The 12904-nt window shown below is 62.5% G+C and carries 12 protein-coding genes and 1 tRNA gene; 9 read left to right on the forward strand and 4 right to left on the reverse strand.

Annotated features, from left to right (window positions below; translation table 11 throughout):
* Window positions 1-125 precede the first annotated feature (125 nt).
* The 6 genes from cysS to BUE39_RS05425 all read left to right on the forward strand — a co-directional run bounded on the left by cysS (window position 126) and on the right by BUE39_RS05425 (window position 7145).
* A complete protein-coding gene (gene cysS / locus BUE39_RS05400) occupies window positions 126-1523 on the forward strand; it encodes a cysteine--tRNA ligase (protein WP_073427615.1) in 1398 nt (465 codons plus the stop codon).
* Between the two features lie 47 nt (window positions 1524-1570).
* Window positions 1571-2641: an endonuclease III domain-containing protein gene (locus tag BUE39_RS05405; protein ID WP_073427616.1), complete on the forward strand. Its 1071-nt coding sequence runs from the start codon at window positions 1571-1573 to the stop codon at window positions 2639-2641.
* 123 nt (window positions 2642-2764) lie between these two features.
* Window positions 2765-3736, forward strand: coding sequence for an acetyl-CoA carboxylase carboxyltransferase subunit alpha (locus BUE39_RS05410; RefSeq protein ID WP_007181378.1), 972 nt, complete (start codon window positions 2765-2767; stop codon window positions 3734-3736).
* 41 nt (window positions 3737-3777) lie between these two features.
* Window positions 3778-5232, forward strand: a complete 1455-nt coding sequence (gene tilS, locus BUE39_RS05415; RefSeq protein ID WP_073427617.1) for a tRNA lysidine(34) synthetase TilS — start codon at window positions 3778-3780, stop codon at window positions 5230-5232.
* Window positions 5233-5608: 376 nt separating this feature from the next.
* Window positions 5609-6859, forward strand: coding sequence for an aspartate kinase (locus BUE39_RS05420; RefSeq protein WP_073427618.1), 1251 nt, complete (start codon window positions 5609-5611; stop codon window positions 6857-6859).
* A gap of 192 nt (window positions 6860-7051) precedes the next feature.
* Window positions 7052-7145 (forward strand) — tRNA-Ser (locus BUE39_RS05425).
* A 347-nt stretch (window positions 7146-7492) separates the two neighbouring features.
* On the opposite strand, the gene copM is transcribed toward BUE39_RS05425, so the two are convergent.
* From copM to BUE39_RS05445, 4 genes are all read right to left on the reverse strand, one after another.
* Window positions 7493-7891: a CopM family metallochaperone gene (gene copM, locus BUE39_RS05430; protein WP_327083062.1), complete on the reverse strand. Its 399-nt coding sequence runs from the start codon at window positions 7889-7891 to the stop codon at window positions 7493-7495.
* A gap of 53 nt (window positions 7892-7944) precedes the next feature.
* Entirely contained in the window at window positions 7945-8142 is a 198-nt protein-coding gene (locus BUE39_RS05435) for a heavy-metal-associated domain-containing protein (protein WP_073427706.1), read from the reverse strand.
* 81 nt (window positions 8143-8223) lie between these two features.
* Window positions 8224-9636, reverse strand: coding sequence for a heavy metal sensor histidine kinase (locus BUE39_RS05440; protein ID WP_374710262.1), 1413 nt, complete (start codon window positions 9634-9636; stop codon window positions 8224-8226).
* Entirely contained in the window at window positions 9633-10304 is a 672-nt protein-coding gene (locus BUE39_RS05445; protein ID WP_073427619.1) for a heavy metal response regulator transcription factor, read from the reverse strand. Before BUE39_RS05445 ends, BUE39_RS05440 begins: the two co-directional genes overlap by 4 nt.
* Before the next feature lie 218 nt (window positions 10305-10522).
* Between BUE39_RS05445 and BUE39_RS05450 the strand changes: the two genes are divergently transcribed.
* The 3 genes from BUE39_RS05450 (at window position 10523) to BUE39_RS05460 (ending at window position 12904) form a co-directional block, all read left to right on the forward strand.
* Window positions 10523-11017 carry a hypothetical protein gene (locus tag BUE39_RS05450; protein WP_318268085.1) on the forward strand — a complete coding sequence of 165 codons (495 nt, stop codon included), beginning with the start codon at window positions 10523-10525 and terminating at the stop codon, window positions 11015-11017.
* 94 nt (window positions 11018-11111) lie between these two features.
* Window positions 11112-11456, forward strand: coding sequence for a hypothetical protein (locus BUE39_RS05455; protein ID WP_310129111.1), 345 nt, complete (start codon window positions 11112-11114; stop codon window positions 11454-11456).
* Window positions 11453-12904, forward strand: a complete 1452-nt coding sequence (locus BUE39_RS05460; protein WP_073427622.1) for a TolC family protein — start codon at window positions 11453-11455, stop codon at window positions 12902-12904. Before BUE39_RS05455 ends, BUE39_RS05460 begins: the two co-directional genes overlap by 4 nt.

Here is a 12904-nt window from a genome sequence, read left to right on the forward strand (position 1 = left end):
ACCGGTTTGCTGCTGTGCGTGTTGCTGTACAGAGCGCACCCGTCGTCTTTTCGCGGGGCACGTCATGTACCAAGCCGCGGCACGAAACACATTGCGGATTTCTTTCGGCCCACGCACCGCTCTCTATGGAATCACTGCGCATCTACAACACGCTCGCGCGTGACAAGCAAACTTTCGTGCCGCTGCAAGAGGGCGTCGTGCGGATGTACGTCTGCGGGATGACCGTGTACGACTATTGTCACGTCGGTCATGCGCGGGTGATGGTCGTGTTCGATATCGTGCAGCGGTGGTTGCGCACGCTCGGTTACGAAGTGACCTACGTGCGCAACATCACGGATATCGACGACAAGATCATCCGGCGCGCGGTCGAGAACGGCGAGACGATCAAATCACTGACCGACCGCTTCATCAACGCGTTGCATGAAGACGCGGACGCGCTCGGCATCGAGCGGCCGGACCTCGAACCGCGCGCCACCGATTTCATTCCGCAGATGCTCGGCATGATCGAGACGCTCGAGGCGAACGGCTACGCGTACCAGGCGAGCGACGGCGACGTGAACTACGCGGTGCGCAAGTTCGCGGGCTACGGCAAGCTCTCGGGCAAGTCGCTCGAAGACCTGCGCGCCGGCGAGCGCGTCGCGGCCAACGACGCGAAACAAGACCGGCTCGACTTCGTGCTGTGGAAGCAGGCGAAGCCCGACGAGCCCGCCGACACCGGCTGGGATTCGAAGTACGGGCGCGGCCGTCCCGGCTGGCATATCGAATGCTCGGCGATGGGCTGCACGTTGCTCGGCGAGCGTTTCGACATTCATGGCGGCGGGCAGGACCTGCAGTTTCCGCACCATGAAAACGAAATCGCGCAAAGTGAAGCCGCTACCGGCCAAACCTTCGTCAATTACTGGATGCACAACGGCTACGTGCAGATCGACAATGAGAAGATGTCGAAGTCGTTGAATAACTTCTTTACGATTCGAGAAGTTTTGGCGCAGTACGATGCCGAGGTCGTGCGGTTTTTTATCGCACGCGCGCACTACCGTTCGCCGTTAAATTACAGCGACGTGCATATCGACGACGCCCGCAACGCCCTCACGCGTTTGTACACCGCACTGAAGGACGTCACGCCGGACGGCGCCGCGCTCGACTGGAACGAAGCGCATGCGCAGCGTTTCCAGGCAGCAATGAACGACGACTTCAACACGCCGGTTGCGGTATCGGTGCTGTTTGAGTTGGCAACTGAAGTAAACCGCACGCGCGACCCCGCGCTGGCCCGTCAGTTGCGCTCGCTCGGGCGGGTGATCGGACTGCTCGGCCGCGAGCCGCGTGCATACCTGCAGCAGGCAGCGGGGGCAGCAGCCGAAGGCGCGCTCGACGCCGCCGCGATCGAAGCGAAGATCGCCGCGCGCGTGGCCGCCAAGCAGGCGAAGGACTATGCGGCAGCAGACCGGCTCCGGGCGGAATTGCTCGAGGCCGGCGTTGCACTTGAAGACAAACCCGGCGGATTGACCGAGTGGCGGCGCGTGTGAGCGCACCTCGAGCTTCCCTTTGATCGACTCGCCAGGCAGGAGGCAGGATGGCAACGGCCACGAAGACGCCGGCTAAACGAGCCACGTCTCAAACAAACGCGGCAGCCGCGGCAAAGTCGACACGAACGTCGGCTCGCGCGGGCAGCAGCGCGGTGAAGAAAGTATCGTCGAAAGCCGCTGGAGCGCCGGCGAAGACCGGCGCGAGCGCAGCGGCGGGCGCAACGAAAAAGGCCGCCGTCAAACGCGCGCTCAACGGCGCATCGGCGCATGCCCATGCGCCTGTGGCGAAGCGCGCCAAAACGCCGTCGCGTACAGTGCGGGCAAAAAGCAATGGTGCCTTGCCGCCCGAACTCGCGGGCGACGTGCAGGAACTCGCGCGCGACACGCACGAAGGCGAAGTCGTGCGCAAGACGCGCGTGTCCTCGAATGCGGGCGGGCCAGCCGCCAGCGCAACCGAAGTGGCGGTGCCGGTGCAGATCGGCGGCCTCACGCCTGAAGTCACGCGTCCGGCGTATTGGGACAAGGCGTGTGCGGACCTCGTCAAGCGCGATCGTATTCTGAAGAAACTGATTCCGAAATTTGGCCCGGTGCATTTGCTGAGCCGTGGCGATCCGTTCGTCACGCTTGCGCGTTCGGTGGTCGGGCAGCAGATTTCGGTGGCGTCCGCACAAGCGGTCTGGGCAAGAGTCGAGGCGGCGTGTTCGAAGCTCGTGCCGCAGCAGTTCATCAAGCTCGGTCAGGAAAAGCTCACCGCGTGCGGGTTGTCCAAGCGCAAGGCGGAGTATGTGCTCGATCTCGCGCAGCATTTCGTCTCCGGGGCATTGCACGTCGGCAAGTGGACCTCGATGGAAGACGAGGCGGTGATCGCCGAGCTCACGCAGATTCGCGGCATCGGCCGGTGGACCGCGGAGATGTTCCTGATCTTCAACCTGTCGCGCCCGGACGTCCTGCCGCTCGACGACCTGGGCCTGATCCGCGCGATCAGCGTCAACTACTTCAGCGGTGAACCGGTTACGCGTAGCGAGGCGCGCGAGGTCGCGGCAAACTGGGAGCCGTGGCGCACCGTTGCCACCTGGTATATGTGGCGTAGTCTTGATCCATTGCCGGTCGATTACTGAAAAACAGGAAGTGACGCCTTTCAGAAACTATCAATTGTAAAAAATTGATAGTTGCGAGATGGTTTTGATATCGGCGGGCGCGGTTAGAATACGCGCTGCCGGTAAGTCCAAGGATTACAAACAATGAAGACCACCTTTCTGGATTTCGAACAGCCGATCGCTGAACTCGAAGCGAAGATCGAAGAATTGCGCTTCGTGCAGGACGATTCGGCCGTCGATATTTCGGAAGAGATCGAGCGGCTGTCCAAGAAGAGTCAACAGCTCACCAAGGATCTGTACGCGAACCTCACACCCTGGCAGGTTTCGCAAATCGCCCGCCATCCGCAACGCCCGTACACGTTCGACTACGTGAACGAGCTGTTCACCGACTTCCATGAGTTGCACGGCGACCGCAATTATGCGGACGACCTGTCGATCGTCGGCGGCCTCGCGCGTTTCAACGGGCAGGCCTGCATGGTGATCGGCCACCAGAAGGGGCGCGACACCAAGGAGCGCGCGCTGCGCAATTTCGGCATGCCGCGTCCCGAGGGCTATCGCAAGGCGGAGCGTCTGATGCGTCTTGCCGAGAAGTTCGGCTTGCCGATCTTCACGTTCATCGACACGCCGGGCGCGTATCCCGGCATCGGCGCGGAAGAGCGCGGCCAGTCCGAAGCGATCGGCCGCAATCTGTACGTGATGGCTGAGCTGAAAACGCCGCTGATCGCCACGATCATCGGTGAGGGCGGTTCGGGCGGCGCGCTCGCGATCGCCGTTGGCGACAGTGTGCTGATGCTGCAATTTTCAACATATTCTGTGATCTCGCCGGAAGGCTGCGCGTCGATTCTGTGGAAGAGCGCCGCCAAGGCGCCCGAGGCGGCGGAAGCGCTCGGCCTGACCGCGCATCGTCTGAAGGCGCTCGGCCTGATCGACAAGATCGTCAACGAGCCGCTCGGCGGCGCGCATCGCGATCCGAAGGGCATGGCCGCCATGCTGCGCCGCGCACTCGCCGACTCGCTGCGCCAGTTCCAGGGCATGAGCATCAACGACCTGCGTCAACGCCGTTTCGAACGGCTGATGTCGTACGGCAAGTTCAAGGAAACGACGCCGGGTGCCTAAGCCCGCGCGCGTTCACTTTCGGCGCTTCGCGCGCTAACGACGTGACCTCCACCGCCGACTCTCCCGCCGACCGCCTCGTTCTCGATGCGGTCGGCGTTGCGCTGTCCGCGTTGCCTGCAAGCGCGCGCATCGCGGTGGCGTTGAGCGGAGGCGTCGATTCGAGCGTGCTGCTCGATGCGGTTGTGCGCGTGGCCGGCGCGTCGCGTTGTGTGGCGCTGCACGTGCATCACGGCTTGAGCGCGCGCGCCGACGAATGGCTCGCGCATTGCGAGGCGTTCGCGCGCGAGCGCGGCGTCGAATTCGAGGCTCAGCGCGTCCAGGTCGCGCACGATTCGGGCGTGAGCGTCGAGGCCGCGGCGCGCGATGCGCGTTATCGTGCGCTGGACGCCATGTGCGCGGCACGCGGTATTCACTCGCTATGGCTCGCGCAGCACGCGGACGATCAGGCTGAGACCGTCTTGCTGCAACTGCTGCGGGGAGCGGGCCTCGCGGGTCTCGCGGCGATGGCGCCGGAGTACTTGCCGGCGGGTGCGTCGGCACTGCGCGTGCGGCCTTTGCTTCATCTGCTGCGCGCGCAACTCGAGCAGTATGCGAACGCTCGCGCGCTGCGCTGGATCGACGACGAATCGAACGCGGATACACGCTACGCTCGCAATGCATTGCGCCATGAAGTGACGCCGACGCTGGCCGTCCACTTTCCTGGTTTTCGCGATGCGCTTGCACGCACGGCGGCGCATGCCGCGTCGGCGCAGCGTCTGCTCGACGCGCTCGCGCGCATCGACATGGAGACGGCGTCACGCGACGAAGGCCGCGCGCTCGCGCACGACGTGCTGCTCGCGCTCGACGACGATCGCGCGCTCAACCTGATGCGTTACTGGATGCGCACGCTAGGACTCGTGGCCGCGTCGAGCGCGCGAGTTGCCGACGCGCTGCGTCAACTGCGCGAAGTGGGTGAAGCGGGCGAAGGGCATAGTCTGCGGATCGATCACGCGGGTCATGCGTTGCGCAGTTATCGCGGCCTCGTCTATTGGGAAGCGGGCGATAGCAGCGAACCCGCCGACGAAACCGCGCTCGCCGCGCGTGCCGTGAGCGAACTAGCGTGGCAAGGGGAGGCGGCCTGGCGCTTGCCGCAATGGCGTGGCACGTTCGTGTTCGCCGATGCCGCTGCTCCTACCGATGCCGCGGCAACTCAGGACGACACCGACACGATTCCCACAAGCGTTTTGCGCCGCGCTGTGTTGAGCGTGCGCCCGCGCAGTGGCGGTGAGCGCATGCGCAAAGGCGCTTTACCGGACGCGCCGAGCCGGACCTTGAAGAACCTGTTCCAGGAGCGCGGCATTCCCGCGTGGAAACGCGACGTGCCACTGCTTTACGTCGGCGACGAATTGCTGTTCGTGCCCTTGCTCGGAGTCAACCGCGCGGCCTTGCCTGAAGACGCGAACGTGGCTGAACCGCGCGTCACGATCATGTGGCGCGAAGACCTGCTGCTTGCCTGACCGGCCGGTCGGACATCCCGGTTGTCGCTGCGACGGATCCCGAAACAGGGCGCAAAACCGCATGAAATAAGCCTTTGCAGCCCGTATTCCGAGTCTCGCGACGGCCGTTTCGGCTTGTCTTTTTACGCCCGATCGGGTACTTTAGCTTGTTTGCCCGGCCCGCTTTTGCCGTCGCTTTTGTCGTTTTGCCGATCGTGTTGCGTAGTTTCCGGTAAGCCATTAGCGATCATTCACGGGCAAATCCGCGCGTGCTGCACGCGCGCTGCATCTACGCCGCCACACACTTTGCCGTCGTTCCAGAAACGTTGCGCTGTCGTGCTTGTGTGCGGTCGTCTCCAGCGCGCCAGCGCGGTTTCTCCTCCAGTTCAGAACGACAATGGCACTCATCGTACATAAATACGGCGGCACCTCGATGGGCTCGGTCGAGCGCATCAAGAACGTCGCCAGGCGCGTAGCGAAATGGCACAAGGCCGGCCACAAGATGGTCGTCGTGCCGTCGGCAATGTCCGGCGAAACGAACCGCTTGCTCGGTCTCGCGAAAGAAATCACCGGCCAGCCGAGCCCGCGCGAACTCGACATGATCGCCGCCACCGGCGAGCAGGTCAGCTCCGGTCTGCTCGCCATCGCGCTGCAGGAAGCCGGCGTCGAGGCGGTCAGCTACGCCGGCTGGCAAGTGCCGGTCAAGACGGATAGCGCGTTCACTAAAGCGCGCATCAGCGAAATCGACGGCGAGCGCGTGCTGCGCGATCTCGACGCGGGCAAGGTGGTGGTGATCACGGGCTTTCAGGGCATCGACCCCGACGGTCATATCACCACGCTCGGCCGCGGCGGTTCGGACACGTCGGCGGTCGCGGTCGCGGCTGCGTTGAAAGCCGATGAGTGCCTGATTTATACGGACGTCGACGGGGTCTACACGACCGACCCGCGGGTGGTGGAAGAAGCGCGTCGCCTCAATCGCGTGACGTTCGAAGAAATGCTGGAAATGGCCAGTTTGGGTTCAAAGGTGCTGCAGATCCGCTCGGTGGAATTCGCCGGCAAATACAAGGTTAAGACGCGCGTGCTGTCGAGCCTGACCGATCCGCTGATACCGCTCGACGCTGAAATGAAGTCGGGCACCCTGATTACTTTTGAAGAAGACGAGACCATGGAAAAAGCAGTCATCTCGGGCATCGCGTTTCAGCGCGACGAAGCTCGCATCGCCGTGATGGGTGTGCCCGACAAGCCGGGCATCGCGTATCAGATTCTCGGTCCGGTGGCGGACGCGAATATCGACGTCGACATGATCATCCAGAACCAGAGCGTCGAAGGCAAAACGGCTTTCACGTTCACGGTCGGCCGCGGCGACTATCAGCGCGCGATGGATATCCTCACCGGCCAGGTGAAGGGTCATGTGCAGGCCGAGCAGGTGCTGGGCGACCCGAAAGTGTCGAAGGTTTCGGTGGTCGGCGTCGGCATGCGTTCGCACGTGGGTATCGCTAGCACGATGTTCCGCACGCTGTCGGAAGAGGGCATCAACATCCAGATGATTTCGACCTCCGAAATCAAGATTTCGGTGCTGATCGACGAGAAGTACATGGAACTCGCCGTGCGCGCGCTGCATAAGGCATTCGAACTGGATCAGGCGTAATTTGCCGGCAACCGCGAGGCGCACGAACACGCCGCTTTGGTGGTTTCTGCGGTGCGCGCGGCCAATGTGAACGAATTGCGTTGGCGGTGACGAATCTGGCACGAAAACTGTGCGGTAGACATTGACCTTCGCGGTTCGGCCCGCTATTATCTTGGCTTCGTCGCGCTGACTCCCTGCGCGACCGAAAGTTTGGGAGACGTGGCCGAGAGGTCGAAGGCACTCCCCTGCTAAGGGAGCATCTGGGCCAAAACCTGGATCGAGGGTTCGAATCCCTCCGTCTCCGCCAAAGCGGAACAAAAAGCCCCGTAAGTCTAACCGCTTACGGGGCTTTTTCCTTTTGTGGTCCGCCGATGGGTTCCATCAGTTCGGCTGGTGCTGTAAAAAATAAAGCGTCCCTTCGTTGCCGACTCAGCGCTGCCCGGTAACAGACATTACAATCCCGTTCCATTAACCCGGGGGCACAAAATGAAAATCGCGATTATCTGTCTCGCCTTGTGTTTGAGCGGTTGCGCTAGCTGGAGCAAGCAACCGACCATTGGCGGATATTCGGTCGGCATTTGCTGCGTCAGCAACTGACGACAGCCTGAGCGGGAAAATAGCGCGTGGACAGCGTTGGAGGATGACGCGGTTTCGTCACTTCCCGCCGTGCTTCGCCTGCCACCGTTGCATGAACGCGATTTCATCATGCTGCGCCTTGATGATGTTCTTTGCCAGGCGCCTCAGCTCGGGATCCTTGCCATATTTCAACTGCACCTTGGCCATCTCGATGGCGCCTTCGTGGTGCGGAATCATATGCGACACGAAGTCCTTATCGGCATCTCCGGTATAGGGCGGCGAGCTCATCTTCGCCATCATCTCCTTGTCCGCTTTCTCGAAGGCCGAGGTCGAGGAATTCGAGCCTGCATCCGCGGAGGCGGACATATCCATCCCGTGCATCGATGCGCCTTGTTGCGCGGAGACGGAAAATGTCGCGACGCCGAATGCCAGGCCCATGCAAAGAGATACGGTGCGAAGGACGTAAAGCTTTTTCATCTTCAAACTCCTTGGATGAGTCATTTTCAGCACGCGTGGCGCTGATGCCGATGCTACGCGCCGAGCGTCGGATGAAATCCCGCCTCTTCGATCACGGCGAGCAGACGCTCGGGTGGCAACGCCGAATCGATTTTCACGACTTTGGCGGCGACATCGATCTCGAGCTTCGCTGCGGGATCGGCATGAGTGACCGCGCGGGTGATCGAATTGGCGCATCCGCCGCATGACATGTCCTTCACCTGGAATTCCATTTTTTTGCTCCGGTAATCAAACAGAACACTCAGTTTGAACCTTCCCACGACGGTAAAGTCAAGCAGCCGCGCGCGTCGCATTCAGACCGCAATCTCCCGCCGAAAATACAGCGTGAAGGTCGTGCGATCAACTGAACTCGCGACGTCGACCTTGCCGCGATGCAATTCCATGATCGACTTGACGATGGCAAGACCCAAGCCCGCATTGCGCGCCGAACCGTGCCGCGCGGCATCGACCCGATAGAAGCGCTCGAAAATCCGGTCGGCATGTTCCTGAGGAATCGCCGGCCCATGATTGGCGACTTCGATCGCGACATATTTCGGCGAATCGTACAAGCTGAGTTCAACCGCGGTCCCGGCAAACGCATGGTCGAGCGCGTTCGATATCAGGTTGCTCACTGCGCGGCGCAAGAGCGTCGCGTCCGCGAACAGCCGAGCGTTCCCTTGCACGACGAAATGCACACCCGCTTCCTCGGCGAGTCCCTGGAAATAAGACGCGAGCCGGCGCAATTCGCTTTCGGCGTCGAGTTCCACCATCTTGATGTGCTGCTGCGCGTTGTCCGTGCGCGCGAGAAACAGCATGCTCTCGATCATCCGTTGAAGCCGCTCGCATTCCTCGATATTCGAGTCGATGAGCGCTTCGTATTCGTCGGTGGTTCGGGGGCGCGACAACGTGATTTGCGACGAACTGATCACGTTGGCGAGCGGTGTGCGCATGTCGTGCGCGAGGTCGGACGAAAACTGCGAGAGACGCACGAACGCGCGTTCGAGACGGTCGAGCATGCGATTGACGGAGAACGCGATGTCCTGAAGCTCGATCGGTCCTCCCTGAATATCCAGCCGCTCGCTCAGATTGTGAGCCTCGATGCGCGAGGTTTGCCTCCCGATGCTTTTGACCGGTGAAAAGCCGCGCCGCGCGACCGCATAACCCAACGCGCCGACCAGCGCCGCCCCGACCGCGACCGCCAGCCAGATGTCGATCCGATAGCTTTCCAGGAGCGATTGCCGTTCGGCGGCCGCGCGAACCAGCAGCACGTGAACCGATTCGCCGGACGGCAGCGTTTCGTCGGCGAATACGCAGCGCGCCGGACCGATGCCGGCCGGCCCGCAGGTGTACGGTTCGTTCGCACGATGCGCGGCGGGCGCAAGCCAGAGGTTCGCCGACGGCTCGTCGGAATGCTGAAGGAGGAGCGTGCCTCGCCGGTCGAAAATGGCGAGATAGACGCCCGGATGAGACAGCAACACCTCGTGGAACACGGACGGGTTACCCCGCAAGGCCCGAGTTGAACCGGCGTCTCGCGCCAACTGTAGAAACTGGCTGAGCTTGCCGGTGATTTCGATGTCATCGCGTCGTTGCAACTCGGTCGACAGCGCGTTGTACAGGAATGCACCCGTCAGCGCGAACACCACGATCGCGGCGGCGGAGAAAGCGAGCGTCAACCGTTTCAGCAACGAATAGGAACGGGGCGAACGACGGCCGGCCACCGTCGTCACGAGCGGTCCTCGAGCACATAACCCATGCCCCGCACGGTGTGCAGCAGTTTCTTGTCGAACGAGTTGTCGATCTTGGCGCGCACGCGTTTCACGGCTACGTCCACCACGTTGGTGTCGCTGTCGAAGTTCATGTCCCAGATCTGCGACGTGATGAACGTGCGCGTGAGCACCTCGCCCTGGCGTTCGGCCAGCAACTGAAGCAGCGCGAACTCCTGGGCGGTGAGGTCGATGCGAGTGCCTCCCCGATGGACCCGGCGCTTGATCAGATCCACTTCCAGGTCGGCAATGAGCAGCACGTCGCGCGCGCCACGCGGTGCGCGTCGCAACAGCGAGCGGATGCGAGCGAGAAACTCCGCATAGGCGAAGGGCTTCGAGAGGTAGTCGTCGGCGCCGAGTTCGAGGCCTTCGACCTTGTCTTCCACCGTGTCTCGCGCCGTCAGGAGCAGAACGGGCGTTTGCTTCTGTTCCCGCAGCCGCTTGAGCACCTGGAAACCATTCAGCTCAGGCAGCATCACGTCGAGCACGATCAGATCGAAGTCTTCGTGCAAGGCGAGAAAGAGGCCGTCCTTGCCATTGTCGGCGAGGTCGACCGTGTAGCTTGCCTCCGTCAGCCCCTTGCGGAGATAGGACGCCATTTTCGGTTCGTCTTCGACTATGAGTATCCGCATGGCAGGTGGTGGTGTAGTAGGTATGTGCCGGTCGCCGGTCGCCGGTTCCGACACGACGAGTCTAGTGCACGCAGCGTAGTGGGCGAAAGGTGGATCGAACATGGCGGCAAAATGACAGTTTGTTCATCTTCGATCGAGTCTGAAAATTTGGTCATGTTGCAGCCATGCCGTCGTCACGCTGACGCAATTAAGCTTCGAGGCGTATCTGCGTTGAGCCGTTGCCGCTTTTCCTGCGCGACGGCCGTATCAGCACCGATTCCAGCCTTACGGCCCTCCCAAACTGCGTGCTAGACTCCATTTCCATGTCGTATTGGCGCAAACTCTTCGTCATCGTGCTGCTCATGCTAAGCCTTCCGGTTCAGGCGTTCGCGGCCGTCTCCCTGAAATGCGAGTCATCGCATATCAGGAGCGAAGTTGCGCCCATGCAGCATGCCGAGATGGACGCCCCCGCTCACGATCATCATATGCATGAGCTGACGATGGCCGACGGCGGCGATCACGACGATCACGGCCACCAACACCGCGGCGCGCCTCATGCGCACAGTTGCGGGACCTGCGCGTCCTGCTGTCTGGGCGTCGGCTTGCTTGCGCTTCCCGCCGTGGCGGCGCCCGCCGGCATCGCTCACTTCGCGGTTCCTCTTCCTCCCTCGGTCCACGTCGCGTCGTTTCTGACGAGCGGCATCGAACGACCTCCCCGCATCTCCCTCGTCTAGCCCTTCGTCGCGGCCTCGGCTGCGATGCGCAATTTCGTCCTGAAGGCCGTGCTTCGGCCATCCAGGTGACTGACGACGAGAAAAAATCATGCGAATGTTTATCGCGGCGCTGCTCGGCGCGGCGGCATTGTTGCCGGCGCTCGTGCAAGCCGACACCCCACATCCTGACCCGTCCGACGCCTTCGCGTCGGTGCCGGCGCTCAGCACGCCGTCCGTCTTTGCGGACTATCGGGCCTACCGGGACGAACCTGCGCCCAGCTGGCAGGAACTCAATCGCGCGGTGATGAATTCATCGGCGATGAAAGGGATGAACCACGGCGCGAAGCCGGCCGCCGGCGCCGGGGCCAGTTCCAACGAACGCGGCAACGACGGCGAACACAAAGAACACAAACCACCCAGCGAACACGAACACAGCACCCACGAGGGACCGGCCAAATGAGCTCGCCACTTTTTTCGGGCGGCCGCATCGCGGCGCTCGCCGTTGCGCTGACCTTGCTTGCCGGCTGCACGACATTTTCGAAAGACGGCGGCTTCAATACCGTATCGACGACCGCCTCCGAACGTCTTGCGAAAGACGCGGTGCTGGTGAAAACCGACGAGGACCGGGACGCCGTCGCGAAGCGAACCCAGGAACTGCTGGCCAAGCCCTTGAGCATGGACGACGCGGTCCAGATCGCGTTGCTGAACAACCGCGGCTTGCAAGCCTCCTACGCGGAGCTCGGCATTTCGGAGGCTGATCTCGTGCAGGCCGGACGTCTGCCGAATCCCGGTTTCAGCTTCAGCCGCACGCACGGCGGCAACGAACTGAGCATCAGCCGCACGTTCACGCTCGGCGTGCTGGGCGTCCTGACGCTGCCGCTCGCGACGAAGATCGAGAGCCGCCGCTTCGAACAGACGAAGCTGCTCGCCGCGGACGCGATGCTCAAGGTGGCCGCCGACGCGCGACGAGCCTACATCGGCGCGGTGGCCGCCGAGCAGGCCGCGGCCTATGCCGCGCAGGTGAAGGATTCGGCGGAGGCCGGCGCCGAGCTGGCGTTGCGGATGCAACAGGCGGGCAACTTCAGCAGGCTCGACTACGCTCGCGAGCAGGCCTTCTATGCGGACGCCGTCGCGCAACTGGCGAAAACGCGGCAGCAGTCGGTGTCCGCGCGCGAAAAGCTCACGCGCACGATGGGTCTGTGGGGTCCCGGCACGCAGTACGCGCTGCCCGAGCGCCTGCCCGATCTGCCGAAAGCGCGCCCCGAGTTGAACGACCTGGAAAGCTTTGCGATGCAAAACCGGCTGGACATCCAGGCGGCGAAGCTGCAAACGCAGAGCGTCGCGTCCTCGCTGGGCTTGAGCAAGGCGACGCGCTTCATCAATGCGCTGGACGTCGGGTATCAGAACAACTTCACGACTTCCGACGGCCGCGAGCAAGGCTACGAGATCAGCGTCGAGATTCCTCTTTTCGACTGGGGCAGCTCCAAGGTGGCGCGGGCCGAGGCGATTTACATGCAGTCGGCCAATCGCGTCGCCGAAACTGCGATCAACGCACGCTCGGAGGTCCGCGAATCGTATTCGGCCTACGTGACCGATTACGACGTGGCCAAGCACTATCGCGACGAGGTCGTGCCGATCCGCAAAACCATTTCCGATGAACTGATGCTTCGCTACAACGGCATGCTCGCGAGCGTGTTCGAACTGCTCGCCGATTCGCGTGACCAGGTCGGCGCGGTGAACAGCTATATCGATGCGCTGAAGGACTACTGGCTCGCGGAAACCGACTTGCAGCAGGCGGTCGGCGGCCGTTTGCCGCCGCTCGCGGTGGCTTCGGCGCAATCAGAACAAGCCGCGCCAGCGGCGCCGGCGGCGCAACCCGCGTCGTCCACACATTCCGAAGGTAAATGA

It is taken from the genome of Paraburkholderia terricola (assembly GCF_900142195.1).
Classification (GTDB): domain Bacteria; phylum Pseudomonadota; class Gammaproteobacteria; order Burkholderiales; family Burkholderiaceae; genus Paraburkholderia; species Paraburkholderia terricola.